We start from the raw sequence: 24528 nt of genomic DNA on the forward strand, positions 1-24528 counted from the left end.
GGGTTCAGTGCTCAGTCGGCGTCCTGGCGCAAGGCCGGGTTGAAAACGATGCGGGTGCCGGCCAGCCGGTCGTGCGGGAATTGGCGTTCGCGATCGACGAAAGCGGTCCAGATCAGACCGACTCCGCTCAAAAGCAGCAGCATGGAAGGCCAGGCCAGTGCGTAGCGCAGCAGGCTGCGCCCCAGCGAGGGCGGTAAGCCGCTGTTTGCGTCTACCAGTTGCAGCTGCCAGGTCTGCATGGCCAGGGTCTGGCCGCGCCGGTGCCAGAGCCAGATGAAGTACGCCCCCAGCAAAGCCAGCAGATGCAACCACTCAAGCCAGCCGGGCGGGGTGATGCCGAAAGCTACGCCCAGTGTGAGCAGGGGGGTCAAAAAGCCGAGGGCAAGCACGCCCAGCAGAAGCAGGGATTCATAAAGCATGGCGGCCAGGCGGCGACGCAGGCTGGCGAGTTCTACTTGCGGGCGGTTGGGCATTGGCGTGTAGCGCTTATTCGCGCTCGATTTCTTCTTCCGGGGGCGGAGGCGGTACTTCGACCGGCACGACGACAGGCACTACTGCTGGCGCACTGGCGGTGACCACGCGAACGCGGGTGGAAGGGTTTTTCAGGGTAAGCGCCTTGGGCGGACGCAATTCAGTGGTGCGCGATTGAGTCGGTGCCGAAGCATCAGGGAGCGGTGTCGGCGCGGGTGAGCGCGCCAGTGCCGGACTCTGGGCGCGCAGGCGGGCCTTTTCTTCTTCGGGCAGCGCCTGGTACTCCTGCCATTTGCGCTCTAGTGCCCGGCGTTGTTCGGGCGCGTTGGCTTGGAGCTGACGGTACTGGATACGCGCGAGTTCGCGCTGCGCAGGGGTCAGGCCCAGCCATTCCCGCATCCGGTCCTGCATGCGTGCTTGTTCGACATCGCTCAGGGCGGCGAAGCGGCGTGCGATGCCCAGCCAGCTCTGACGGCGCGAGTCTGGCAGTTTGTCCCACTCGCGGGCGAGCGGCGCCAGGGCCGTGCGTTGCTGGGCATTGAGCTGGCTCCAGCGCGGTTGGGCGCCGCCAGGCAGCAGGCCGCTGGTCTGCGCGTGAGCGCTGACCATTAGCCCGAGGATAAGGATTATTGTCGCGAGGAGTCGGCCAGCCACGACTGGAAGCCCCGGTCGAGATACGCGTCGATCGGCAGTTCATCGCTGAGCAGGGCAGAGTCGATGTCTTCCTGGCTCTCGATGTGTTGCAGTGACAGGGTCTGGTTGCCGGCCAGCAGCACCAGAACCAGGCCGAAGGCCATGGCCAGTGGGCGCAGACGCTCTTCGAGCCAGCTCCAGCCGGAGCGGCCAACGCTGGCCAGCGAGAGTTCGCCGGATTGTGTCGGCAAGCCGGCCAGCGCCGCCTGGCGGGCGGCGAAGAGGCGTTCGGTCACCGGCACGTCTAGTTGAGCGGTGCCCGCATTGAGCTGATTGCGTACAAACAGGCCCAGCTCGCGTTCTGCGGCGAAGTCCAGGGGGTAGGGGGATTGTTGGGGGGTCATAGTTCAATTCCTTTCGCACGCAGCGCAGCCGCCAGCGTGTGACTGGCCCGGGAGCAGTGCGTCTTTACGCTACCCTCGGAGCAGCCCATGGCGGCGGCTGTCTCGGCAATGTCCATTTCCTCCCAGTAACGCATGAGGAAGGCTTCGCGTTGACGCGCGGGCAGTTTGGATATTTCACTTTCTATGATGGACAGGGTTTGTGACTGTTCTAGGCGCCCTTGTGGTCCGGCAGGCAGCATGCCGGTGTCTGCGGTTTCGATGCTCTCCAGCGGATCTGGTTCCCCTTCCTCGCCGCTGCCGAAGGCTGAAAGCAGGCTGACCCACAGGTTGCGCACGCGGGAGCGGCGCATGTGGTCGCGGATGGCGTTCTGCAGAATGCGCTGAAACAGCAGGGGCAGCTCTTCCGCCGGGCGTGCCGCGTACTTCTCGGCGAGCTTGAGCATGGCTTCCTGCACCACATCCAGGGCGGCCTCCTCATCGCGCAGGGCGAACTGGGCTTGCCGGAAGGCGCGCCTTTCGACGCCGGCTAGGAAATCTGAGAGTTCGATGCGTGAAGCCAGAGTCTGACCTGTTGCCTGTGGGTGCGAACCGGCCGGCGCCTTGACCAATCCTGATGGCGCCGGTAAGGTAATGGGTTCTTTTGTTGGGGTGTGTGGGTGCGGGAATGGTCTTGACCGGTGCGGAAATTGTAGTGAGGTGCCTGCAGGAAGAAAAGGTCGAATACGTATTCGGCTATCCTGGCGGGGCTGTGCTTTTCCTGTACGACGAAATTTTCAAGCAGGACAAGTTCCGTCACGTATTGGTGCGCCATGAGCAGGCTGCTGTGCATGCGGCCGATGGTTACGCCCGTACCACACAGAACGTCGGTGTGGCCTTGGTGACCTCCGGCCCCGGCGCAACCAATGCTGTGACAGGCATTGCCACGGCCTACATGGACTCGATCCCACTGGTGATCATCAGCGGCCAGGTGCCAACTGCCGCCATCGGCCTGGATGCCTTCCAGGAAGTCGACACCGTGGGCATTACGCGTCCCTGCGTGAAGCACAATTTCCTGGTGCGGGATGTGCGTGACATCGCCGTGACCCTCAAGAAGGCATTCCACATTGCCCGTAGCGGTCGGCCAGGGCCGGTGCTGGTCGACATCCCGAAGGATGTGACCGCCCAGCGCTGCGAATACGCTTACCCCGAGCAGATCAGCATTCGCTCCTACAGCCCGACCCCACAGGCTGAGCCGGAACAGATCCGCAAGGCGCTGCAACTGCTGCTTGCTGCCAAGCGCCCGATGATCTACACCGGCGGTGGTGTGGTGCTGTCGAATGCCGCAGAGAAATTGACCCGGCTGGCACGTTTGCTGGGTTTCCCGGTGACCAACACCCTGATGGGGCTGGGCGGCTATCCCGCATCTGACAAACAGTTTGTCGGCATGCTGGGCATGCACGGGACTTATGAAGCCAACATGGGCATGCACTACTGCGACGTGCTGCTGGCCGTTGGGGCCCGTTTCGATGATCGCGTGATCGGCAATACCGCGCACTTTGCGCAGGAGCCGCGCAAGATCATTCATATCGATATCGATCCCTCGTCGATTTCCAAGCGCGTAAAGGTTGATGTACCCATCGTCGGAGACGTGGGTGATGTGCTGGATGCCATGATCGCCGGGCTGGAGTCTGGCGGGCGCCCGAATCCTGAGCTCACCAGCGCGTGGTGGCGCCAGGTGGATGAATGGCGCAGCCGTAACAGCATGGTCTACAAGAATTCCGACGAGATCATCAAACCGCAGTTCGTGGTCCAGAAACTGTGGGAAGTAACCGGCGGTGAGGCCTTCGTGGCCACGGACGTCGGCCAGCATCAGATGTGGGCGGCGCAGTATTACGGCTTTGATGAGCCGCGCCGCTGGGTGACTTCGGGCGGTCTTGGCACCATGGGGTTCGGTCTGCCTGCCGCCATGGGCGCGCAGCTGGCGCATTCGGATAAGCCGGTGGCCTGCATCACGGGCGAAGGGTCGATCCAGATGTGCATTCAGGAGCTTTCCACCTGCAAGCAGTATCGCCTGCCGATCAAGATCATTTCCCTGAACAACCGTTATCTGGGCATGGTGCGGCAGTGGCAGGAAATCTTCCACGGCAACCGCTACTCGGAGTCCTACATGGATTCGTTGCCTGATTTCGCTAAGCTCGCCGAGGCCTACGGCCATGTTGGCTTGCAGATCACCAAGCCAGGCGACGTGGAAGGCGCGCTGCGCGAAGCCTTTGCGCGCAAGAACGATCTGGTGTTCATGGACTTCCAGATTGATCAGACTGAAAACGTCTACCCGATGATCCAGGGTGGCAAGGGTCTCAACGAGATGATCCTGTCGTCCGAAGACCTGTAAGAGGCCTGCAGATGCGTCACGTACTTTCCCTGCTGCTTGAGAACGAATCCGGAGCACTGTCGCGCGTTTCGGGCCTGTTCTCCTCACGTGGCTACAACATTGAATCCCTGACCGTGGCACCGACCGAGGATGCCTCGTTGTCGCGCATGACCATCGTGACCAGTGGTTCGGACGAAGTCATTGAACAGATCACCAAGCAGCTCAACAAGCTGGTGGATGTGGTCAAGGTGATGGATGTCTCCGAGGCTGCTCATATCGAACGCGAGCTGATGCTCGTGAAGGTTCATGCGGTGGGCGCTGCACGTGAAGAAATGAAGCGCATGTCGGAGATTTTCCGTGGCCGCATCATCGATGTGACCGAATCGAGCTATGTCATCGAGCTGACGGGCACGCAGGACAAGCTTGATTCTTTCCTCGGCGCGATCGACTCCGCGCTGATTCTCGAAACCGTTCGTTCCGGGGTGTGCGGTCTAGGCCGTGGCGACCGGGTTCTGAAAGTTCAGTGACAAGCGACATGTGATACGTGGCTTGGCCACTTATCACGTATCACGTCTCACCCATCACATGGAGAAAACAATGAAGGTTTATTACGACAAGGACGCTGATCTCTCCCTCATCAAGGGCAAGCAGGTCGCCATCATCGGTTACGGCTCGCAAGGCCATGCCCACGCGCAGAACCTGCGTGACTCCGGCGTGAATGTGGTCGTTGGTCTGCGCAAGGGTGGTGCTTCGTGGTCCAAGGTTGAAGCCGCCGGCATCAAGGTTGCAGAAGTGAATGACGCGGTGAAGATGGCCGACGTGGTCATGATCCTGCTGCCGGACGAGAACATCCCCGAGGTGTACAAGAACAACGTCGAGCCGAATATCAAGCAAGGCGGCGTGCTGGCGTTTGCTCACGGCTTCAACGTGCATTACAACCAGGTCGTGCCGCGCGCTGATCTGGATGTGATCATGGTTGCCCCGAAGGGCCCGGGCCACACCGTGCGCTCCGAGTACCTGAAGGGTGGTGGCGTGCCGTCCCTGATCGCTGTGTATCAGGATCGTTCCGGCAAGGCCAAGGACATCGCTCTGTCCTACGCGGCAGCCAATGGCGGCACCAAGGGTGGCGTGATCGAGACCGATTTCCGCGAAGAAACTGAAACCGATCTGTTCGGCGAACAGGCTGTGCTCTGTGGCGGCGCTGTCGAGCTGGTGAAGATGGGCTTCGAAACCCTGACCGAAGCTGGCTACGCTCCCGAAATGGCCTACTTCGAGTGCCTGCACGAACTGAAGCTGATCGTCGATCTCATGTATGAAGGCGGCATCGCCAACATGAACTACTCGATCTCCAACAACGCCGAATACGGCGAGTACGTGACCGGCCCGGAAGTCATCAACGAGCAGTCCCGCGAAGCCATGCGCAATGCCCTGAAGCGCATCCAGACCGGTGAATACGCCAAGATGTTCATCCTCGAAGGCCGTACCAACTACCCGTCGATGACGGCTCGCCGTCGTCTGAACGCAGTGCACCCGATCGAAACCGTCGGCGGTCAGCTGCGTTCGATGATGCCGTGGATCTCCAAGAACAAGCTGGTTGATCAAAGCAAGAACTGATGTAGTTTTGCCTTGAGGGGGTAGAGGGAGTGGCTTTGGCCCCTGCCTCTGCCCCCTCGTTGTATTCTGCTGCAGTGAAACCGGAGCACATGCAGATGGTCTGCAAGGCTGCCGATGGCAACAAGGGAACACCATGAGCGATCCGATCCAGATGGATGAAGACACGCCTGAGGCCGATGTGCGCAAGCGTTCGCGTGCGATCTACATCCTGCCCAATCTGTTTACCAGCGCGGCGCTGTTCGCTGGTTTCTATTCCATCGTGCAAGCCATGAATGACCGCTTTGAACTGGCGGCCGTGGCAATCTTCATTGCTATGGTGCTGGATGGCTTGGATGGCCGTGTGGCACGCCTGACCAACACCCAGAGCCAGTTTGGTGCCGAATACGACTCGTTGTCCGACATGGTCGCCTTCGGTGCGGCGCCCGCGCTGGTGGCTTACGAGTGGGCCATGAAGGATCTGGGCAAGTTTGGTTGGGTGGCCGCGTTCATTTACTGCGTGAGTGCCGCCCTGCGTCTGGCGCGTTTCAATACCAATATCGCGGTGGTCGATAAGCGTTACTTCCAGGGCTTGCCCAGTCCGGCGGCTGCGGCATTGCTGACGGGTTTTATCTGGGTGGTTAATGATAACGGTATTGCTGGGACGGCTCATCTGGGCTGGATCCCCGTGCCTTGGTTGGCTGCAGGCTTCGCGATCTTTGCCGGCTTGTCGATGGTCAGCAATGTGCTGTTCTGGAGTGGCAAGAGCATCAATCTGCGCCGGGCCGTCCCGTTCTCGGTGGCGCTGGTGTTCATTGGCGCGCTGCTCGCGGTGCATTCCGATCCGCCCAGCGTGCTTTTCGGCCTCTTCGTGTGCTACGGCCTGTCGGGCTATGTGATGAGTCTATGGCGTCGCCTGCGCAAGGCGCGTGCTGCAGCCCCCCGAATCAAGTAACAAGTTTTCCGGAGAAATTGTGATGACGGATCGTCTGGTCATTTTCGACACCACCCTGCGTGACGGCGAACAGAGCCCGGGCGCAGCCATGACCCGTGATGAGAAGGTGCGCATTGCGCGCCAGCTCGAGAAGATGCGCGTGGACGTGATTGAGGCCGGTTTTGCTGCCGCCTCGAACGGTGATTTCGAATCTGTGCGTGCCGTGGCTGAGGCCGTCAAGGATTCCACCGTGTGCTCGCTGGCACGTGCCAACGAGAAGGACATCGCGCGCGCCGGCGAAGCCATTAGGCCGGCTAATGCTGGGCGCATCCACACCTTCATCGCGACCAGTCCGATCCACATGGAGAAGAAGCTGCGCATGACGCCAGATCAGGTCGTCGAGCAGGCGGTGCGCGCTATCGGCTGGGCCCGTCAATTCACGGACGATGTGGAGTTCTCGGCCGAGGATGCCGGGCGCAGCGAGCTGGACTTTCTGTGCCGGGTATTCGATGAGGTCATCAAGGCTGGTGCGAAGACCATCAACGTGCCGGATACGGTCGGCTACAGCATGCCGGACCAGTACGCGGCCCTGATCCGCAGCCTGATCGAGCGCGTACCGAATGCGGACAAGGTGGTGTGGTCAGTGCATTGCCACAACGATCTCGGCCTCGCGGTCGCCAATTCGTTGGCTGCCGTGCGTGCTGGTGCGCGTCAGGTTGAATGTACGGTGAATGGCCTTGGCGAGCGTGCTGGCAATGCTGCGATGGAAGAGCTGGTGATGGCGATTCGCACGCGCAGCGATGTCTTTCCGGTCACCACGCGCATTGACACCACGCAGATCGTGCCGGCTTCCAAGCTTGTATCGCAGATCACGGGTTACCCGGTGCAGCCGAACAAGGCCATCGTGGGGGCGAATGCCTTTGCGCATGAATCCGGCATTCACCAGGATGGCGTGCTCAAGCATCGTGAAACCTATGAGATCATGCGCGCCGAAGATGTGGGCTGGACCACCAATCGCCTTACTCTCGGCAAACTTTCCGGCCGCAATGCTTTCCGTGCGCGGATGCAGGATCTGGGCGTCGTGTTTGAATCCGAAGAGCAGCTCAACGCGGCCTTTGCGCGCTTCAAGGAGCTTGCAGACAAGAAGCAGGAAATCTTCGACGAGGATCTGCAGGCGCTGATGTCTGACGAAGTCGTGACGCCTGAGCAGGAACACTACAAATTGCTGTCCTTGCGGGTGTGCTCGGAAACCGGCGAAGTGCCGTCTGCAGGAATTACGCTGTCGGTAGGCGGGGTTGAGCACAAGGCTGAGGCCAATGGCTCCGGGCCGGTCGATGGCGCTTTCAAGGCCATCGAATCGATCGCGCAGAGCGGTGCTGCGCTGCTGCTTTACTCGGTGAATGCGATCACCGGTGGCACCGATGCACAAGGCGAGGTTACGGTTCGCCTGAGCAAGGGTGACCGGGTAGTGAATGGCCAGGGCGCGGATACCGACATCATCATCGCTTCAGCCAAGGCCTACATCAATGCGCTGAACCGGCTGGAGTCGAGTGGCCTGCGCGTCGATCCGCAAGGCGAGGGTGTTTGATCAGGCGCTGGTAGGCGTCACAAAGGCGTGCTGCGGCACGCCTTTTTCGTTCACTGTCATGCCTTCTGGCGTGAAGGGGCGGATTGGCGGGCGAAGAGCGCACACAGGCAGAAAATGGCCAGCGCCAGCAGGGCTTCGCAGCCCCCCAGCACTGCGCTGATGCCCTTGACGGTGCTGGCGCTCACCACGCCGAAGGTGAAGTAGATCCAGATTGCCAGGCTCATCCACTGGAAAGTGTAGCGCCTGCCCTTCAGGAAACCGGGCAGGGCGGCCAATAGTGGAAGCACTTTCAACACCAGCCAGGAGCCGCCAGGGCGCAGAGGCGCCAGCCACAGTTCGGCGGCCAGGCACAGAGTGATCAGGGCCAGCAGGCAGACAGTGGCAGTAGTGCGGGTGACGGACAGGCTGGGCATTGGGGCGGACGGCGTTGGGCGTGGCCGTCTGAGTCGTTAGAATGCCCGCATTATACGGTTCTGGTGTTGCCCCCCGCCCCATGAAAGCACGATTCGCAGACCATCCCCTGTTCCAGTTTGCCCGGCTTGTACAGTACAAGTTCGGTGAAGTGCGGGTGATGCAGACCGCAGGTGCGCTGACCTACACGACCCTGCTGTCGCTGGTGCCGATGCTCACCGTAGTGCTTCTCGTGATGCGCCAGTTTTCGCCCTTCATGAAGCTCGGCGAGGGGATGCGCGGCTTCCTGTTGCAGAACCTGCTGCCGGAAAAGGCCGGCAAGGTGGTGGCGACCTACGCCTTGCAGTTCTCTGAGAAGGCCTCCAGCCTGACCATTGTCGGCACCGTCTTTCTGGTGGTCACCGCGATCATGCTGTTTGCGACCATCGACCGCACCATCAGCAGCATCTGGCTGATCCGCCGTCCGCGCCCCTGGTATGTGCGCATCCCGATCTACTGGTTGGCGCTGACGCTTGGGCCGGTGATCTTTGCGGTGGGCGTGGCGGCAACGGGGGATCTGATGCATGCCTCGCTCGGGATGATGGACAACCCCGCCGGCTGGCTGCGCAAGTTTGCCGACCGGGCCGCCACCGCCTTGCTACTGTCGGCACTCTTTGTATTTCTTTTCCACGTCGTGCCGAATCGGCGCCTGAAGTTCTGGCATGGCCTCGCCGGCGGGCTGGTGGCAGGTGTCGGGGTAGTACTGGTGCAGCGCCTGTTCGGTTTCTACCTAGCCAAACTACCCAATTTCACCCTGATTTACGGCACCTTCTCGGTACTGCCGATTTTCCTGATCTGGGTCTATCTGAGCTGGCTGGTTATCCTGTTGGGTGCCACCGTGGCCGCAGTGCTGCCCGCTTTCGGCATGCGTAGCCGCCTCTTGCCCCTGAGTCCGGCCGGCCGTGTGGTGGCGGTGATGCGCCTGGCACAGGCTTTGGTGGCAGCGCAGGATATCGGCCAGGCCGCCGAAGTTGACCAGCTTGCCGCGGCCTGTCGTATGACGCCTGGGCAGACCGAGCAGATGTTGGAGGACATGCGTCTGGCCGGATGGACGGTACGCACCGAGGATGGCGCGTGGATGCTGTGCGTGGCTGGCGAGGCCTTGCAACTGGGGGAGCTGATTTCCTGCCTGGTGATCGGCGTGCAGCGCAGCGAGGTGCTCGATGCGCGCTTCTCTGCGGCTGACCGGGCTTTGCTGGACTGCAGCTTGGGGGAGCTGCGCACAACCCTGGCGCGGCCGGTTGGGCGACTTTCTGCCCCGGGTGCGGGCTAGATCGGGTAGGGGTCGACCTCGAACTGAAACAGCTCCACATTCGAGGTCTGCAAGTCCAGACTCAGCAGGCGGCATTGCGCCACGTAGAGCCGGTCGATGTCGGAGATCAGTGAGAAGCGGCGCGAGATATAGGTGCCGGCCGGTGCCAGCACGGCCTGATGCTGGCGCAGAGCGGGCAAAACGGGTAGGACGAGTGCGCGAACCATGCCGGCCTCACGCTCGCTGCCCTTGAAACCGACCTGGATTGGAATCGCGCCGCGCGACAGCATCTGCAGGCCGATTTCGATCTGATTGACCGCGTCGCTGCGGATCCAGCGCACCACGCACAGGCTCCAAATGTCGCTGACATCGCGCCGCAAGGCAATCGCCATGCCGGCCAGCAAACCGCTGCTGCGCCCCTGCAGGGTCATGATGGCGTAGCCGCCGGGGCTTTCATTGACGACGCCCCATTCGCTGACCAGCGCCGGATCATCACCATGGCGCAGTACTGTCCAGATCGCAGTCAGACCCACACAAGCCTGTACCGTGTATTCCTGCCGCCGTCGCGGCTGCTCGCGGCGTGGCGGCGTGGCCCAGCGGCTGCGCAGGCGTTCCAGCAGGGTGGCCGGATGTACATCCGGAAAGTCCGGATGTACATCCAGATCACCGCCGGTGCGACCGCTCTCGTGGCGGGCCAGCTGTTCGCCGGCACGGCGTGCCAGGCCGGTGGTTGAGAAATACAGCAGGCTGCGGCCTTCCGGCGCATCGCGCCGCACGCAAGCCTGGGGCTCTGCACTGCCATAGGGGTCCAGCCAGTACCAGGCGCCATCCAGCGCAGGCGGGCGAATTTCCTGCACATGCACCTGACCGCTGATACGGGAGAGGTATTCGGCGGCCCAGTCCAGCTCGGCCGGGGACAGGCTCTGCGGCTCCAGCGAGGCCATCGCGAGCAGGCGTTTGTAGGCGTAGAGCGCCGTTTCGACCGGGCTGGCAGCCTGCTCGAGTGCACCGGCTTCGCTGCGCGACATGGCGTAGAGGCGCCAGGCAATCCGCCAGGCCTCTGGCTCAGGATCGAGTCCGGCTTGACCCAAGGTGAGGTAGTTTTCGCCGAGCAGGCGAAGGGCACGTGCTGACGCGGTTTCGTTCAGACGTTTCTGCGGCGTGCCGGCACGGGCATCGGCATCGGTCAGGACACGTTCGAAGCCCTGGGCGACGCGCTTGAGGACCTCGGCGATCTGGCGCGCCCTGTTGAGCAAGGCGGCCGGTAGGGGCAGGGCTTCGCGGCGCAGTGCCTGACGGTGTTCCAGGCACAGGCGCAGCGCGCGGCCGTAGAAGAGTTCGATGCAGTGATGGAACTGCTGGCTGCTGATGGTCGGGCTGTGCAGGGCGTCGAGCTGCTGACCGAGCGCCAGGGCCTCGGCGGCAAGGTCGGCCGCAGGCTGGCCGCTGAGCCAGTCTAGGATCGGGCCGGTCGGGTCGGCGGAGAGGTCAGGGTCGATGGACATGCCATGCACGGCGAGGGACAGGAAGGCCAATTCTAGCCCGGATATCTCTCGTGGAAGAGGGGGGGCTCCGGCTTCTAGATTAAACTTGCCACTTTTGCCGCGCAGAACCCCATGGCCCGTAATCGTGAGGGCGACTATTCCAGTCCGCCCGTGTTCGACTCCCAGCTCAATGCCCTGAAGCTACCGCCTCACTCTGTCGAGGCAGAGCAATCTCTGGTGGGCGGCTTGCTGCTGGATAACTCGGCCTGGGATCGGGTTGCGGATCTGGTCAGTGAAGTCGATTTTTATCGCGACGAGCACCGCCGCATCTTCCACCACATTGCCAAACTGATCGAGCAGGGCAAGCCGGCCGACGTGGTGACGGTGTTCGAATCGCTCGACAAGAGTGGCGATGCGCAGCATGTGGGGGGGCTTGCCTATCTGGGCGAGGTGGCTAACAACACGCCGTCAGCTTCGAACGTGCGTCGTTACGCCGAGATCGTGCGCGAGCGGGCCATCCTGCGCAAACTGGTCACGGTAGGGGACGAGATCGCCTCTGGCGCGCTAGCCCCGGCCGGGCGCGACGCCAACCTGATTCTCGACGAGGCCGAGTCCAAAATTCTGTCGATTCGCGACGAGGGCGCGCGCCAGAACACCGGGTTTGTGCCGATCCAGCCGGTGTTGGGGCAGGTGGTGGAGCGTATCCAGGAGCTCTACGACCGTGACAACCCTGCGTCGGTGACCGGCGTGCCGACCGGTCTGGCAGATCTCGACAAGATGACCTCCGGCCTGCATGGCACCGACATGATCATCGTCGCTGGCCGCCCGGGTATGGGCAAGACCTCATTTGCACTGAACATTGCTGAATCGGTGGCGCTGGATGCTCAGTTGCCGGTGGCGATCTTCTCGATGGAAATGCCGGCCACCCAGCTGGTGATGCGCTTCATCTCCTCGGTGGGGCGGCTGGATCAGCACCGTTTGCGCACCGGCAAGCTCAATGATGACGAGTGGCAGCGTCTCTCATATTCGCTGGGCAAGTTGCATGAAGCGCCGATTTTCATCGACGAGACGCCGGGCCTCAACCCGATCGACTTGCGCGCCCGCGCCCGTCGTCTGCATCGCCAGCATGGTGGCAAGCTCGGCCTGATCATCATCGATTATCTGCAGCTGATGACTTCGCACAAGCAGAGCGATAACCGCACGGCCGAAATCTCGGAAATTTCGCGTTCGGTGAAGTCGCTCGCCAAGGAACTCAACGTGCCGATCATGGCGCTCTCGCAGCTCAACCGCAGTCTGGAACAGCGTGCCGACAAGCGCCCGATGGCCTCTGACTTGCGTGAATCCGGCGCGCTTGAGCAAGATGCGGACATCATCATGTTTGTGTACCGCGATGAGATCTACAACCCGGATACCCAGGACAAGGGCAAGGCCGAGCTGATTATCGCCAAGCATCGTAACGGCCCGACCGGCATGGTGCCGATGACCTTCATCGGCGAGTACACCCGTTTCGAGAATTACGTGCAGGGCGCCGGGTACTGAGTTCATGCCGTCAGCTCGCGCAGGCATTTCCTCCGGTTAACAGACTTTTACTTCCCGGAGCTTGCCGCACGGCGCTTTTTGCTGCGGCAGTTTGTTGCAGTACGTTACAATCCGGCGGCTTTACCGAGGCCGAAATATGACGGCCCGGCTTACCCAGTCTTGATATCAGGGGTTCATGCATGTCTGACGCCGTACAGCCCGGTGGCAAACCGGATCGCGAATTCTGCAGCACTAGTGATGCGGCCCAGATGCTGGGCGTGTCGCTGGGCACCGTGCAGCAGATGGTGGAAAACGGCCTTCTTGATGCGTGGAAAACGGCCGGTGGCCATCGTCGTATTCGCGTGACCTCGGTTGAAGCTTTCCTGCGCAAGCGTCAGGCAGGTCCGGTAACGACTCCGGCACCGTCGACCGAGTTGCGTGTGCTGATCGCCGAAGATGACCGCCTGATGCAGGCGCTCTACGAAAAGACGGTGGCAACCTGGGAGATGCCGATCAAGGTCAAGATCGTGGCTTCTGGCTTCGAAGGCCTGATGGAAATCGGTCGCAACCCGCCGGATCTGCTGGTGGCCGATCTGGTCATGCCGGATCTGGATGGTTTTGCAATGATTCGCAAGCTGCGTGACGATCCGCAACTGGCGGGTATGGACATCATCGTGGTGACCGGCCTGACCGCCGAGGACATCGAAGAGCAGGGTGGCCTGCCTGAAGATGTGCTGATTTACGGCAAGCCGATTCCATTCCGCGAGCTCAAGGGTTACATCCAGGCGCGCCTGATGCAGATGCAGCGCCGGGCTGTGCGACCCTGAGCCTTCCCGGAAGTAGAGATCGAACGGCAGCCTTGGCTGCCGTTTTTGTTTTCGATGCCCCGCCCTGTGTGCTCAGACCGCACTGCGGTGGGCGATGTAGGCGCGCCAGCCGCCAAACGGGCTGATGTCTTCAGCCTCCGTGAGGGCCGTGTGTTCGCACAGGAAACCCTTGAGCGTTTCGCCGTTGTCCAGGATCAGGCTGCCGATGCCCAGCGGGGCTGGGATGCGGGCGACGAAATCACCAAAGGCGGCTGGGGCCAGCTCCCAGACCTCGACGGCGATGGCTACGCCACCTGAGCTGACCGCTTGCAGGCCGGGCTTGGGCGGCACGCTGCCGGGCAGAGCGTAGAGCCGGTAGGCCGGCGCGGTGTGACAGGCCCGTACGAAGCGGGCGGCGCGCTCGGTCAGTTCGTGATTCAGCGGCATGCCTGAGAGGTGGGCGCCGACCACTGCCAGGCGGATCCATGGGGCCTCCGGGGTGGCCGGCCATTCCATTCGTGCGCCTGGCGGCGGCAGTGCGTGGCGGGTGTGGCCGACGCGACAGTCGCTGCTGCGATGCAGGGTGTCGGCCAGGCGTGCAAGCGCGGCATCATGCCAGGCCGGTGCCAGCAGCGTGACACCGGCGGGCAGGCCGTCCGGGCGCAGTGGCCCGGGCACTGCCACGGCGCATAAATCCAGCAGGTTCGCGAAGTTGGTGTAATACCCGAGCTGGCTGTTGAGGCGCACCGGATCGGCCTGGACGGCATTGATCCGATGCTGGGTTGGCGCACTTGGCAGGGCCAAGAGGTCCAGGTTCCGCCATACGGGGGCGACCTGCTGGCGCAAGGCCTGCAGGCGGGTCTGCGCCTGCATGGCCTGTGCGGCGTCGAACTCGAGACCGCGTGCAATGACTGTGAGGACGGTCGGGTCCAGTGATTCGGGCTGGTTCTGTAGCAGGCCCTTCGTGGCTTCGAGGCGTTCGGCCACCCAGGGGCCATCGTAGAGCAGCGCCGCCGTTGCAGCGAAAGGTGCGAAATCAAACTCGACCAGCTCGCCCAGCGTGGCGAGTTTTTCCAGCATGTCGGCGTAATGCGCCGCGGCTTGCGCGTCGCCAAAGAATTCGCGCTGCTCGGCGCGCAGCACGCCGATCCGGGGCCGGGCCGGCAAACCGGCCGCTTGCGCATGGCGTGACCATGGATCGGTAGGGTCCGCCCCGCCGGCGACACAGAGCACCTGCCAGGCTTCACTGGCGCTGATGGCGAATACCGACACGCAATCGAGTGAGCGGCAAGCGGGTACTACACCGGTGGTGGGGAGCCAGCCGCGCGTGGGTTTGGCGCCGACGATGTTGTTGAAGGCGGCCGGCACACGCCCGGAGCCTGCCGTGTCGGTCCCCAGTGCGAAGCTCACGCAGCCTTCCGAGACGACGACGGCCGAGCCTGAGCTGGAACCGCCGGAGATATGTTCGGTACTGAAGGTGGAGCTAGGGGTGCCATAGGGCGAGCGGGTGCCGACCAGGCCTGTGGCGAACTGGTCCAGGTTGGTCTTGCCGATGAGGATCGCGCCGGCATCGAGCAGGCGCTGCACCACTGTGGCATGAGCTTCTGCGATATAGCGGAAGGCGGGGCAGGCGGCGGTGGTGGGCAGGCCGGCGACATCGATGTTGTCCTTCACGGCAAACGGGATGCCGTAGAGCGGGCGCTGCGGGCCAGGGCCAAGTGCTTCCAGCTCCCGCGCGCGTTGCTGCAAGGCGGGGGCATCCAGGCGATAGATCCAGGCTGCCGGATTCGAGGCGGCCAGCAAGGGCTGCAATGCGCTGAGCAACTGTAGCGGCGTGAGTGCACCACTCGCATAGTCCTTTTGCAGGGCGGTAATGGAGAGATCGCGGCCAGAAGAGAGCGTCGAGTCGGTCATGGGAGCGTCCAGGTCGGTAGAGAGTGCTTGTATACAAGTAGGTGTGCAATCGTCGTGCCAACTTGACCGGGTGCTCACGGCTTCATTCAAAGTTTTGATTTTTATCGACTTGTTGGGCGTTCTTGAGCTCTGGGGGGCTGTCGCCGGGGCAGGGGTGCGCACCGCAGCGGGGGATGGCGTGGCGCTCCGCCCGCTTCTGGTGCGGGGCGCCAACAGTTCCCCCAGCTCCCTGCCGGAGTGGCGCGGATCAGTCAGAGAAGGCTGGGGCGCTTGCCGCGACAAGGTTTGGGAGGGCGTGGCGGGAGGGCTGTTCAGCAGAGGCACAAGTAGGGGAACAGAAATTGCATTTGATCTTGTATGCAAGATTGTTTCCGGACCCCATGAAAGAGGAGCCCCCATGCAAAGCGAAGTGGTGATGAAGGAGAACCCCTGGCTGGCCTATGTAGAGCAGGTGGCTGTGCTGCAGGGGTATGCGCTGGATGCGCCGCAGCTCGCGCGGGTGGCGGAGCAGATGGCATTGGTGGCGCGTGTGGCGGCGCCGCTGCTGGCACTGCCACTGGCGGCCGCCGTGGAACCGGCGCCGATCTTTCGCCCATGAGCGCCGCAGAGGCGTGGCTGGGACGCAATGCCTGGCAGATGGCGGAGGGGGTGGCAGGCGGAGAGGTGAGCGCACGTGAGCTGGCAGAAGCCAGTTTTGCCCGCATGGATGAACGGGATGGAGCGCTCCTTGCCTATACCGACCAGACCCGCGAGCGCGCCCTGCGCGAGGCTGCCGCAGTGGATGCGCAGCGGGCACGGGGCGAAGCCCTGGCGCCGCTGGCTGGTGTGCCCTATGCCGTGAAGAATCTGTTCGACATCGCCGGCCTGCCGACCCTGGCCGGCGGGCACCGCGCGCGTACTGCGGGCCCGGCGGCCGCGGACGCCACCCTGGTCGCGCGTTCGGCCGCGGCCGGTGCCTGTCTGCTGGGTGGGCTGAACATGGATGCGTATGCCTATGGCTTCACCACCGAAAACAGCTTTCATGGCGTGACCCGGAATCCGCTCGATCCTAACCGCGTGGCGGGCGGCTCCTCGGGTGGCAGCGGCGCCGCGGTCGCGGCGGGGCTGTGCGCCTTCTCGCTGGGCTCGGATACCAATGGCTCAATCCGCGTGCCGGCTTCCTTCTGTGGCATCTACGGCCTCAAGCCCACCTACGGCGGGCTCTCACGGGGCGGCAGCATGCCTTTTGTGCACAGCATCGATCACGTCGGTCCCTTTGCGCGTTCGCCACGTGATCTGGCGCGGATCTTCGATGTGCTGAGCGGGCTTGATCTGCGGGACCAGGCCTGTCGGCGCGTAGTCGGTGCGGCGACCGAGGCCGCAGTACTACAGGCGCAGCAGCAGGGGCCGGGAGCGCTGCGGGTGGCGCGGCTGAGTGGCTACTTTGATCGATGGTCCGGCCCGGAGGCGCGCCGAGCCAGCGAGCGTGTGGCGCAGGCGCTGGCCGCCAGCGACGAGCTGGATATTGCCGATGTGGCGGCAGCTCGCGCCGGAGCCTTCGTGATCACCGCCAGCGAATCCGGCCAGCTCTACCGCCCGGCCTTGCAGACTTGGTATGAGGATATGGAGCCGAATAATCGGGACCGCATGCTCGCTGGCAGCCTCATTCCAGCCAGCTGGTATGTGCAGGCCCAGCGCTTCCGGCAGGTTTTTCTGCAGCGCCTGCTGGATTATTTCGAGCGCTTCGATCTGCTGATTGCGCCCGCTACGCCGGTCGTGGCGACGACGATTGCCCAGCCCGAGCTGAACTTGCCGGGCGGGCGGGTGCCGACGCGCCCCTCGATCGGCCTGCTGACCCAGCCGATTTCTTTCATCGGCCTGCCAGTGGTGGCGGTGCCGCTGCCCACAGACACAGCCCTGCCGATTGGTGTCCAGCTGATTGCTGCGCCGGGCCGGGAGGATGTGGCGCTGGCTGCGGCGGCGGTTCTGGAGGCGCAGGGCCTGTGTTTTCGTCAACCGTGGATCAGGGAGGGGTAATGCCGATCAATGATGAACGCATGTGTGCCGAGGTGAGCAAGGCCTCGGATCGCTACGAGGCGGCCTTACTGGTGAACGATCTGGCCGTGCTCGACGAGCTGTTCTGGAAGGATGGTCGGGTCGAACGGGTCAATGCTTCGGATGAGCAGGTCGGTATCGATACGATCCGGGCTTTCCGTGCGGCGCGTCCGCTGCGTGGCCTGGCGCGCGAACGGCTGGCTCGGCGCATCGTGTGTTTCGGCACCCACAGCGCCACCGTGAACATCGTTTTCCGGCGTAGTGTGGATGGCCGCATCGGCCGCCAGAGCCAGACCTGGGTGCGTTTCGGGACAGACTGGCGTATCGTCTTCGCTCACATCAGCTATCGCGAATGATGCCCGATGGCTGGCCCTCCACTGCCTTGAAGTGCGCATGAGCCCAGACGATCTCTCCTCCGCTTCCCCAGGCCTGGCCGGCTCGCGTGTCGATCACGTGTATGCCCGTGTCAAGGACGACATTTTTGAATTCCGTTTGCTGCCCGGCGATCGCTTCACCGAGAGCCAGGTGGCTGAGCGCCTTGGGGTGAGCCGCACGCCGGTGCGCGAGGCGCTCTACCGGCTGGAGCGGGAGGGGTATCTGTTCGTGCACTTCAGGAATGGCTGGAGCGTGCGTCCCTTTGATTTCGTGATGTTCGAGAATCTCTACGAGCTGCGCATGATCCTTGAGAGTGCGGCTGTGCGAAAACTCTGCGACCAGACCGATCTGAGCCATGTGGAGGTGCTCAAGGCCGTCTGGCTGGTGCCGGAGGAGGGGCGCGTGCGCGATGCCCGCGCGGCGGCCGAGCTCGATGAAATCTTTCACACTACCCTGGTGGATGCGGCAAACAACCCTGAGCTGGCCCGCGTGCATAACGATGTGATCGAGCGCATCCGCATCATCCGTCGGCTGGACTTCACCCAGGGCTACCGCGTGGAGCGCACTTACGAGGAGCACGCCCAGATCCTTCAGGCCATTCTGCGCCGGCGCGCCGATCAGGCTGTGCTGCTGCTTAACAGCCATATCGCCGAGAGCCGCGCCGAGGTGCGCAAGATCACCCTGCACCGGCTCCAGTCTGCGCGCCAGAGTTAGACTGCTCGCACCGCGGTGGCCAGTCTTTGCAAGGCCTCGTCCAGCAATGCCCGGCTGCAGCCGAAGTTCAGGCGCAGGAAGCCGTTCAGGCCGAAGTCGCGGCCGTCCGAGAGTCCCAGACCGTGTCGTTCGAAGTGGCGCTGCGGGTCGGTGAGGCCCAGCCCGCGGCAGTCCAGCCAGGCCAGGTAAGTGGCTTCCACCGGCGCCATGGAGAGGCCCGGCAGGGCATTCACACCCGCCAGCAGGGCGCGCGCATTGCTCTGCAGGTAGGCCAGCAGGGCTTCACGCCAAGGGCCGCCGTCACGGTAGGCCGCTTCGCAGGCAACAAGGCCCAGCACGTTGACGTCCGGGATCAGGCCACGTGCGCTGGCCAGGTATTGTTTGCGCAGATGGGCATTCGGGATCACTGCGAAGGCGCAGCCGAGGGCCGGGATGTTCCAGGTTTTCGAGGGTGCCATCAGGGTGATGCTGCGCTGGGCAATGGCTTCATCCAGCGCGGCGATCGGCAGATAGGGCTGGGCCGAATCGATCACTAGGCCGCAGTGGATGTCATCCGAGCAGATCAGCCAGTCATGCTTTTCGGCGTGCCATGCGAGGCGGGTGAGCTCTTCGCGGGTCCACACTCGGCCGACCGGGTTGTGCGGATTGCACAGCATCAGGAGGCGCGCGCTCTGGGTGGCGAGCAGGGCGTCTAGGCCATTCCAGTCATATTCCCAGCGCCCGCCCTTGAGCACCAGCTCGCTGCGCACCAGGCGGCGCTGGTGATTGTCCGGCGCCAGCAGCATCGGCGGGTAGATCGGCGGGAAGGTCAGCACGCCGTCGCCGGGCTCGCCAGCGAGGCGGCAGGCGAGGTTGAAGCCTTGCACCACGCCGGGCAGGAAAACCAGCCAGTCTGGCTCGATCTGCCAGTCGTGATCGCGCGCGATGCCTTCCACGATGGCTTCGCGCAGGGCAGTGGAGACATGGGCATAGCCGAATACGCCGTGATCGAGACGGGCCTGAAGGGCTTCACGCACGGCGGGGGGCGCGGCGAAATCCATATCGGCCACCCACATTGGCAGCACGTCGCGATGAGCATAGCGTTGCCACTTGATGCTGTCTGAGTGACGGCGGTCGGGCGAGGTATCAAAGTCAAAAGCCATGGTGTGGAACTCCTGAAGTGATCAGGGATTGTAGGGCGGGCGCGCGTAAAAGAAGAGGGCGCCGCAGCGCCCTCCTTGAAGCAGGTTTGAGCTGGCTCAGACTGCCAAATGCTCAAACAGCGGGGTGGAGAGATAACGCTCACCGAAGCTCGGGATGATCACCACAGTGGTCTTGCCGGCATTCTCCGGGCGGCGCGCCACGGCCAGCGCTGCCGAAACCGCTGCACCGCTGGAAATGCCGACCAGCAGGCCTTCTTCGGTGGCCATTCGGCGGGCGATGTCGAAGGTGTCAGCGTTGCTCACGCGCAGTACTTCGTCATACACGCCGGTGTTGAGGATGCCCGGCACGAAGCCGGCTCCGATGCCCTGAATCGGGTGCGGGCCGCGCGCGCCACCGGAGAGCACCGGGCTGGCGTCGGGTTCCACGGCAAAGACCTGTACTGAGGGTTTCTTGGCCTTGAGCACTTCGCCCACGCCAGTGACCGTACCGCCGGTACCGACGCCGGCCACGAAGAGGTCGACCGTGCCGTCGGTGTCACGCCAGATTTCTTCGGCCGTGGTGTGGCGGTGAATCTCGGGGTTGGCCGGGTTCTCGAACTGCTGGGGGATGAAGTAGCGTGAGTCCGCAGCGGCAAGGTCCTGCGCGCGCTTGATCGCGCCCGGCATGCCTTCCGGCCCCGGGGTGAGGATCAGCTCGGCACCGTAGGCCTTGAGCAGCAGGCGGCGCTCACGGCTCATGGTTTCGGGCATTACGAAGGCGCACTTGTAGCCTTTGGCCGCACAGACCATGGCCAGACCGATGCCGGTGTTGCCGGAGGTGGGCTCCAGCACGATGGTGTCCGGGCCGATCTTGCCGGCCTTCTCGGCCGCTTCGATCATGGCTGCGGCGATCCGGTCCTTCACGCTGTGGGCCGGGTTGAAGAACTCGAGTTTGGCCAGCACGCGGCCGTTGATGCCGGCGGCGAGGCGATTGAGTTGCACCAGCGGGGTGTTGCCGATCAGCTCGGTGACATTGGCGGCGATCTTCATGCAGTCTCTCCTTGAGTGGAATACCGGGCGATTCTATGCCGGGCCCGCTGGAATGAGGAGCCCGGCAAGGGGAATGAGAAAGGGGCCCGAAGGCCCCTTGTGGATTCAGTGCATGCTTACTTGGCCGCACCTGGGCCCGAGTTGCGGAACTCGAACAGGCGGTTGGCCGGGAACACGGTGGCGACCTTCGGGTTGCCGAACTGCACGGTCTGCGCCTTCTCGGAATCGAAGGGGCGGCTGGTGGTGGCGGCCTTGTTCCAGGGCGACTCGGCGTCGATGTGAGCGCCGATCCAGGAGCTGCGGATTACCAGCATGCCATTGGGCATGTGTACCTTGCCGTCCTTGGCCTTGTAGGTGCCGCTGCTGTCATCCCAGGCACGGCCCAGGCTGATCTTCTTGCCTTCCTTGTTGGCATCCGAGGTGAACTTGGAGTTGGTCACCAGATAGCCGAAGGGGTAGATGTCGGGATGGCTGGGGGCGAACACGAAGCCGCCTTCGGCGCCTTCACGATCGGTCAGGGACTTGAATTCCACCTTGTCGAAAACAGTGACGGCGTGGCCGAAGATGAAGTCCACATCACCCTCGATGTAGCTGTTGGTGATGAAGACGCGATTGATCGTGGCGCGATCCTTGGATTTCACCATCAGCGTGTCCTGATTGCCGAGGAGGCGCACATTGTCGAGGATCACCTTGTCACCGCGGGTGTTCAGGGCCACCGCCTGGGTGCCGCTCTTGGGATTGGGGCGCTCGTCGTAGTCGTTCGAGATGGTCAGGTTCTTGGCCTGGAAGCCATCCGAGTAGGCGAGGAAGGTGCTGCTGCCGGAGGTGCCGTAGGTGTCAGCGCCTTTGCGGCCTTCGCAGGCGTTGGCGGTGGCTTCCTTGTCCTTCTTGCTGCCGCTGGCGAGGTTGCTCACGATCAGCACCTTGCTGGCATCGCCGTCCAGGCCATAGAAGGTGACCGGTGCGGTTTCCTTCAGGCAGATCTGTTCACGGTAGGTGCCGGGCTTGACCAGTACATACACGCGCTCGCTGCCGCCCTTGGCGGTGAGGGTGTCGACAACCGACTGGATGGTCTTGTGTGTGCCGCTGCCATCGGCCGCGACGATGTAGGTGGGCTTGAGCTTGGCGACATCGCCGATGCCATTGGTGAGCGGGTCCCACGGATCATTGCTCTGCTCTTCGATCAGGCCGCCCTTGGCGAAATAGGCCGCCATGGTCTGGCCGGCCGCCTTGTCGACGGCCAGTTGCGGACGCTTGGCGGTGCTGGTGGCCAGCGGGCCTTCCAGCGACGTGGCGCAGGCGCCCAGCAGCAGGGCAGACAACACGGCAAGGCTCAGAGTCTTCTGATAAGTCTTCACGCAAATCCTCCTTGGAATGGAGCAGGCAGAACCCTGCTCGTGGAACCGGAAACAGGAATCTACGCCGCTGCCCCAGCCTCTGCCAAGTGCATTTCTTTTGCATGTTGGCCGGGAACAACGAGCAAATGCCGACCCCACCGCAAAACAAGCGGAAGGTGTCGGTCAGGGAATTGAAAATGACGAAAAGGAGGGGGCGCGAAAAGCCGTGTGACGGGCGTTGGTGGTGCTCAGAGCGAACGGATCTTGCCGAGCAGGGCGGTGGTGGAGCGATCCACTTCGAAGGGGATGGAGTGTACGCTGCCGCCCCAGCCGAGTACTTCGGTGTAGCCGACGATCTTCTCGACCGGCCAGTCGCCACCCTTGACCAGGATATCGGGGCGGCATTCGAGAATGCGTGCGATGGGCGTGTCCTCGTCGAACCAGGTCACCATGTCGGCACAGCGCAGGGCGGCCATTACGGCGGCGCGATCTTCCTGGGTGTTGATCGGGCGGTCATCGCCCTTGCCCTGACGTTTTACGGAAGCGTCGGTGTTCAGCGCCACGATCATCGAGGCGCCGAGTGCACGTGCTTGGGCCAGATAGGTCACATGGCCGCGGTGGATGATGTCGAAGCAGCCGTTGGTGAACACCAGCGGGCGCGGCAATTCGGCGATGCGGCGGGCGAGATCTTCGGGGGCGACGATGCGGGATTCGAATTCGGGGCGGGCGTAGCTCATGGCGGCAGGCATGCAAAGGGTGGAAGCCGCCAGTTTAGCAGCCACGCCGGGCCTGGCGCGGCTTGCCGAAGCGCCGCTTGCTCAGACCCTGAAACGCTCCAGCGCGACATTGATATCGCACGCCATCACGCTCAGCGAGGACACCGATTCACTGGCACCGCGCACCGAGCGCTCGGCCTCTTCGAGCATGGTGGCGATGCGCTCGACCTGGGTGGCGATATTGGTGCTGGCCGCGTTCTGTTCGGCGGTGGCGTGCGCCACATCGTGGATTTTGTCGAGCGTGGAGCGGGTGCTGCTGCTGATCTCGCGCAGCGAGCAGGCAGCCTCTTCTGCACGTGAAACGCTTTGCGTCACCTGTGGCCCGGCCGCCTGCATGCTGCTGACCACGGCGCTGATTTCGGCTTGGATGGCGATGATGGTGCGGTTGATTTCCTGGGTGGCGCGCGCGGTGCGCTCGGCCAGCTTGCGAACCTCGTCAGCCACCACGGCGAAGCCGCGTCCCTGTTCGCCTGCCCGCGCTGCTTCGATGGCGGCATTCAGGGCGAGCAGATTGGTCTGCTCGGCAATCTCCTGAATCTCGTTGGCGATGCCGCCGATCTGGCGTGATTGTTGGTCCAGCTTGCCGATCTGGTGGGTGGCCGAGTCGATTTGCTGGGCGACCTTCTGGAATTCGCTGGCGGCGCCGGCTATCTGGCCTTCCCCGCTGCTGGCCAGTTCCGCCGTGTGACTGGAATGACCTTCGGTTTCGTGAGCACTGTCGGCAATCATGCCTACGCTGACCGTCATCTCCTCGACCGAGGCGGCGGTAGACGCCGTGGCTTCGGCAGAGTCGGTAGCCGCCTCGCTGATTTCGCTCATGGTGCGGTCGATCTCGCCGGCCGTGCGAGCCAGCGCTGATGATTGAGCCTGAATCTGGCTGATCATGGCCTTGAGGCTCTCGCACATGCTCGCCAGTGAGGCGATCAGGCTGCCCGGCGGGGGGCTGCCGAGGCTCAGATTCAGCTCGCCGGCGGCCATGTGGTTGACCATTTCGGCAGCATAGGCCGGATCGCCGCCGAGCTGGGCGTAGATGCGTCGCGAGGAGTAGATGGCAAAGCCGATCGAGGCCGCGAGGATCAAAGCGCTGACCAGCAGCATGCGCAGGGCGTAGGAGAGGAAGGTGGCATCGATATCGTCGGTGAAGAAGCCGGTGCCGACCGTCCAGCCCCAGGGCTCGAACACGGTCACGCCGTTGAGCTTGTTCAGGAGGTCTTCGGGCTTGGCGCCGGGTTTGGCGGTGGGGATGTCGGCAAAGGCGATCTTGCCCTGCTTGGCTAGCGCTTCGCGGTAGACCTCGACGACATGGCGGCCATCGGCCATCTTGGCGCCTTTGTCCACCTTGCCGAGGCGGGCCGGATTGACGTGGGCAACGAAGACGTCCTCCGCGTTGCGTGCGAACAGGTAGTTGTTTTCGTTGCGCAGGCCGGCGAGTGCTTCAGCCGCGCGTGCCTGGGCTTCCTGGCGGCTGAGTTTGCCGGAGGTTTCCTGGGCGTGCAGGTGCTCGAAGAGGCCGATCGACATCTTCAGCAGATTTTCGATCTGGGCATGGCGCTCAGCCTGCATGCTGGCACGCAGGCTGTAGAGGCCGAAGCTGCCGACCAGCAGCAAGCCTACGGCGCCCATGGCGATCATCACGATCAGTCGGGTACTCAGCTTCATGGTCATGTTCCCTTTTGGACAGATCCAGAAGCCTGTCAACGGCAAGAGCAGGGAATGACTTGACTGTC

24 protein-coding genes are annotated in these 24528 nt (G+C 63.2%); 12 read left to right on the forward strand and 12 right to left on the reverse strand.

What is annotated here, in order from left to right; all coding sequences use genetic code 11:
- Positions 1-11 precede the first annotated feature (11 nt).
- From Q3Y64_RS14015 to Q3Y64_RS14030, 4 genes are read right to left on the reverse strand one after another with little or no spacing between them, the layout of a single operon-like run.
- Positions 12-473, reverse strand: coding sequence for an RDD family protein (locus Q3Y64_RS14015; protein ID WP_303562737.1), 462 nt, complete (start codon positions 471-473; stop codon positions 12-14).
- A gap of 13 nt (positions 474-486) precedes the next feature.
- Complete coding sequence (locus Q3Y64_RS14020; protein ID WP_303562738.1) at positions 487-1080, reverse strand: DUF3106 domain-containing protein; 594 nt, start codon at positions 1078-1080, stop codon at positions 487-489.
- Positions 1081-1097: 17 nt separating this feature from the next.
- Positions 1098-1508: a DUF3619 family protein gene (locus tag Q3Y64_RS14025; RefSeq protein WP_101944394.1), complete on the reverse strand. Its 411-nt coding sequence runs from the start codon at positions 1506-1508 to the stop codon at positions 1098-1100.
- Positions 1505-2116, reverse strand: coding sequence for an RNA polymerase sigma factor (locus Q3Y64_RS14030; protein WP_101944395.1), 612 nt, complete (start codon positions 2114-2116; stop codon positions 1505-1507). Before Q3Y64_RS14030 ends, Q3Y64_RS14025 begins: the two co-directional genes overlap by 4 nt.
- A 56-nt stretch (positions 2117-2172) precedes the next feature.
- Between Q3Y64_RS14030 and ilvB the strand changes: the two genes are divergently transcribed.
- The 5 genes from ilvB to Q3Y64_RS14055 all read left to right on the forward strand — a co-directional run bounded on the left by ilvB (position 2173) and on the right by Q3Y64_RS14055 (position 7970).
- Positions 2173-3879 carry a biosynthetic-type acetolactate synthase large subunit gene (gene ilvB, locus Q3Y64_RS14035; RefSeq protein WP_303562742.1) on the forward strand — a complete coding sequence of 569 codons (1707 nt, stop codon included), beginning with the start codon at positions 2173-2175 and terminating at the stop codon, positions 3877-3879.
- Positions 3880-3890: 11 nt separating this feature from the next.
- On the forward strand, positions 3891-4385 hold the full coding sequence (gene ilvN / locus Q3Y64_RS14040; protein ID WP_101944397.1) for an acetolactate synthase small subunit: 495 nt from the start codon (positions 3891-3893) through the stop codon (positions 4383-4385).
- Positions 4386-4443: 58 nt separating this feature from the next.
- Complete coding sequence (gene ilvC / locus Q3Y64_RS14045) at positions 4444-5472, forward strand: ketol-acid reductoisomerase (protein ID WP_158239289.1); 1029 nt, start codon at positions 4444-4446, stop codon at positions 5470-5472.
- A 133-nt stretch (positions 5473-5605) separates the two neighbouring features.
- On the forward strand, positions 5606-6403 hold the full coding sequence (pssA, locus tag Q3Y64_RS14050) for a CDP-diacylglycerol--serine O-phosphatidyltransferase (protein ID WP_101944399.1): 798 nt from the start codon (positions 5606-5608) through the stop codon (positions 6401-6403).
- Between the two features lie 22 nt (positions 6404-6425).
- Positions 6426-7970, forward strand: coding sequence for a 2-isopropylmalate synthase (locus Q3Y64_RS14055; protein ID WP_303562746.1), 1545 nt, complete (start codon positions 6426-6428; stop codon positions 7968-7970).
- A 56-nt stretch (positions 7971-8026) separates the two neighbouring features.
- On the opposite strand, the gene Q3Y64_RS14060 is transcribed toward Q3Y64_RS14055, so the two are convergent.
- Positions 8027-8383 (reverse strand): DUF2069 domain-containing protein, encoded by a 357-nt coding sequence (locus Q3Y64_RS14060; RefSeq protein WP_303562748.1) that lies wholly within the window; start codon positions 8381-8383, stop codon positions 8027-8029.
- An 80-nt stretch (positions 8384-8463) separates the two neighbouring features.
- On the opposite strand from Q3Y64_RS14060, the gene Q3Y64_RS14065 reads away from it, so the two are divergent.
- A complete protein-coding gene (locus tag Q3Y64_RS14065; protein WP_158239290.1) occupies positions 8464-9693 on the forward strand; it encodes a YihY family inner membrane protein in 1230 nt (409 codons plus the stop codon).
- On the opposite strand, the gene Q3Y64_RS14070 is transcribed toward Q3Y64_RS14065, so the two are convergent.
- Positions 9690-11177, reverse strand: coding sequence for a hypothetical protein (locus tag Q3Y64_RS14070; protein ID WP_303562751.1), 1488 nt, complete (start codon positions 11175-11177; stop codon positions 9690-9692). The genes Q3Y64_RS14065 and Q3Y64_RS14070 overlap by 4 nt on opposite strands.
- A 111-nt stretch (positions 11178-11288) precedes the next feature.
- Here Q3Y64_RS14070 and dnaB point away from each other — a divergent pair, with 111 nt between their 5' ends.
- Together dnaB and Q3Y64_RS14080 are read left to right on the forward strand one after the other, a co-directional pair.
- Entirely contained in the window at positions 11289-12695 is a 1407-nt protein-coding gene (gene dnaB / locus Q3Y64_RS14075; protein ID WP_101944404.1) for a replicative DNA helicase, read from the forward strand.
- Between the two features lie 179 nt (positions 12696-12874).
- The gene (locus Q3Y64_RS14080) at positions 12875-13501 is read left to right on the forward strand and encodes a response regulator (protein ID WP_101944405.1); all 627 of its coding nucleotides are present in this window, start codon (positions 12875-12877) and stop codon (positions 13499-13501) included.
- A gap of 72 nt (positions 13502-13573) precedes the next feature.
- Here the strand turns inward: Q3Y64_RS14080 and atzF are convergent, their stop codons facing one another.
- On the reverse strand, positions 13574-15394 hold the full coding sequence (atzF, locus tag Q3Y64_RS14085) for an allophanate hydrolase (RefSeq protein WP_303562755.1): 1821 nt from the start codon (positions 15392-15394) through the stop codon (positions 13574-13576).
- A 397-nt stretch (positions 15395-15791) separates the two neighbouring features.
- Here atzF and Q3Y64_RS14090 point away from each other — a divergent pair, with 397 nt between their 5' ends.
- From Q3Y64_RS14090 to Q3Y64_RS14105, 4 genes are read left to right on the forward strand one after another with little or no spacing between them, the layout of a single operon-like run.
- Entirely contained in the window at positions 15792-15992 is a 201-nt protein-coding gene (locus tag Q3Y64_RS14090) for an AtzG-like protein (protein ID WP_158239291.1), read from the forward strand.
- The gene (locus tag Q3Y64_RS14095) at positions 15989-17410 is read left to right on the forward strand and encodes an AtzE family amidohydrolase (protein ID WP_303562757.1); all 1422 of its coding nucleotides are present in this window, start codon (positions 15989-15991) and stop codon (positions 17408-17410) included. The genes Q3Y64_RS14090 and Q3Y64_RS14095 overlap by 4 nt, the downstream gene beginning before the upstream one ends.
- On the forward strand, positions 17410-17784 hold the full coding sequence (locus Q3Y64_RS14100) for an AtzH-like domain-containing protein (protein ID WP_101944408.1): 375 nt from the start codon (positions 17410-17412) through the stop codon (positions 17782-17784). The genes Q3Y64_RS14095 and Q3Y64_RS14100 overlap by 1 nt, the downstream gene beginning before the upstream one ends.
- A 37-nt stretch (positions 17785-17821) precedes the next feature.
- Positions 17822-18517 carry a GntR family transcriptional regulator gene (locus Q3Y64_RS14105; RefSeq protein WP_101944409.1) on the forward strand — a complete coding sequence of 232 codons (696 nt, stop codon included), beginning with the start codon at positions 17822-17824 and terminating at the stop codon, positions 18515-18517.
- On the opposite strand, the gene Q3Y64_RS14110 is transcribed toward Q3Y64_RS14105, so the two are convergent.
- From Q3Y64_RS14110 to Q3Y64_RS14130, 5 genes are all read right to left on the reverse strand, one after another.
- Entirely contained in the window at positions 18514-19659 is a 1146-nt protein-coding gene (locus tag Q3Y64_RS14110; RefSeq protein WP_303562760.1) for a MalY/PatB family protein, read from the reverse strand. The genes Q3Y64_RS14105 and Q3Y64_RS14110 overlap by 4 nt on opposite strands.
- Before the next feature lie 96 nt (positions 19660-19755).
- Positions 19756-20688: a cysteine synthase A gene (cysK, locus tag Q3Y64_RS14115; RefSeq protein ID WP_101944411.1), complete on the reverse strand. Its 933-nt coding sequence runs from the start codon at positions 20686-20688 to the stop codon at positions 19756-19758.
- Between the two features lie 116 nt (positions 20689-20804).
- A complete protein-coding gene (locus tag Q3Y64_RS14120) occupies positions 20805-22046 on the reverse strand; it encodes a pectinesterase family protein (protein ID WP_303562764.1) in 1242 nt (413 codons plus the stop codon).
- A gap of 227 nt (positions 22047-22273) precedes the next feature.
- Positions 22274-22762: a D-glycero-beta-D-manno-heptose 1-phosphate adenylyltransferase gene (gene rfaE2, locus Q3Y64_RS14125; RefSeq protein ID WP_101944468.1), complete on the reverse strand. Its 489-nt coding sequence runs from the start codon at positions 22760-22762 to the stop codon at positions 22274-22276.
- Positions 22763-22843: 81 nt separating this feature from the next.
- Positions 22844-24460 carry a methyl-accepting chemotaxis protein gene (locus Q3Y64_RS14130; RefSeq protein ID WP_303562766.1) on the reverse strand — a complete coding sequence of 539 codons (1617 nt, stop codon included), beginning with the start codon at positions 24458-24460 and terminating at the stop codon, positions 22844-22846.
- Between the last annotated feature and the right edge of the window lie 68 nt (positions 24461-24528).

This window comes from Uliginosibacterium sp. 31-12, from assembly GCF_030548425.1.
GTDB classification, from domain to species: domain Bacteria; phylum Pseudomonadota; class Gammaproteobacteria; order Burkholderiales; family Rhodocyclaceae; genus Uliginosibacterium; species Uliginosibacterium aquaticum.